1 other annotated feature (cut by a window edge) is annotated in these 1,549 nt (G+C 56.2%).

Annotated elements, in window-relative coordinates:
• Positions 1-48 precede the first annotated feature (48 nt).
• Positions 49-1,549: a sequence feature (mutual gap in cmsearch alignment for this rRNA model is longer than 100), on the reverse strand (it continues 1,647 nt past the right edge of the window).

Raw genomic sequence — 1,549 nt, forward strand, 5'->3', positions numbered from 1 at the left:
ACACAGCTGTTCGTTATTTCAGAACTAACACAGTGGACGCGAGCAACTGAGGACAAGCCCTCGGCCTATTAGTACCAGTCAGCTTCACCCGTTACCGGGCTTCCACATCTGGCCTATCAACCCAGTCGTCTACTGGGAGCCTTACCCTCTCAAGGAGGTGGGAATACTCATCTTGAAGCAGGCTTCCCGCTTAGATGCTTTCAGCGGTTATCCCTCCCGAACGTAGCCAACCAGCCATGCCCTTGGCAGGACAACTGGCACACCAGAGGTTCGTCCGTCCCGGTCCTCTCGTACTAGGGACAGCCCTTCTCAATATTCCTACGCGCACAGCGGATAGGGACCGAACTGTCTCACGACGTTCTAAACCCAGCTCGCGTACCGCTTTAATGGGCGAACAGCCCAACCCTTGGGACCGACTCCAGCCCCAGGATGCGACGAGCCGACATCGAGGTGCCAAACCATCCCGTCGATATGGACTCTTGGGGAAGATCAGCCTGTTATCCCCGGGGTACCTTTTATCCGTTGAGCGACGGCGCTTCCACAAGCCACCGCCGGATCACTAGTCCCGACTTTCGTCCCTGCTCGACCCGTCGGTCTCACAGTCAAGCTCCCTTGTGCACTTACACTCAACACCTGATTGCCAACCAGGCTGAGGGAACCTTTGGGCGCCTCCGTTACCCTTTGGGAGGCAACCGCCCCAGTTAAACTACCCATCAGACACTGTCCCTGATCCGGATCACGGACCGAGGTTAGACATCCAGCACGACCAGAGTGGTATTTCAACGGCGACTCCACAACCACTGGCGTGGCTGCTTCAAAGTCTCCCACCTATCCTACACAAGCCGAACCGAACACCAATATCAAACTGTAGTAAAGGTCCCGGGGTCTTTCCGTCCTGCTGCGCGAAACGAGCATCTTTACTCGTAGTGCAATTTCACCGGGCCTATGGTTGAGACAGTCGAGAAGTCGTTACGCCATTCGTGCAGGTCGGAACTTACCCGACAAGGAATTTCGCTACCTTAGGATGGTTATAGTTACCACCGCCGTTTACTGGCGCTTAAGTTCTCAGCTTCGCAACCCCGAAAGGTCACTAACCGGTCCCCTTAACGTTCCAGCACCGGGCAGGCGTCAGTCCGTATACATCGCCTTACGGCTTCGCACGGACCTGTGTTTTTAGTAAACAGTCGCTTCTCGCTGGTCTCTGCGGCCACCCCCAGCTCACGGAGCAAGTCCGATCACCAGTGATGGCCCCCCTTCTCCCGAAGTTACGGGGGCATTTTGCCGAGTTCCTTAACCATAGTTCACCCGAACGCCTCGGTATTCTCTACCTGACCACCTGAGTCGGTTTAGGGTACGGGCCGCCATGAAACTCGCTAGAGGCTTTTCTCGACAGCATAGGATCATCCACTTCACCACAATCGGCTCGGCATCAGGTCTCAGCCTTAATGAGGGACGGATTTGCCTACCCCTCGGCCTACACCCTTACCCCGGGACTACCACCGCCCGGGCTGGACTACCTTCCTGCGTCACCCCATCGCTTACCTACTAC

Source organism: Streptomyces sp. BF23-19, from assembly GCF_041106355.1.
GTDB classification, from domain to species: Bacteria; Actinomycetota; Actinomycetes; order Streptomycetales; family Streptomycetaceae; genus Streptomyces; species Streptomyces virginiae_A.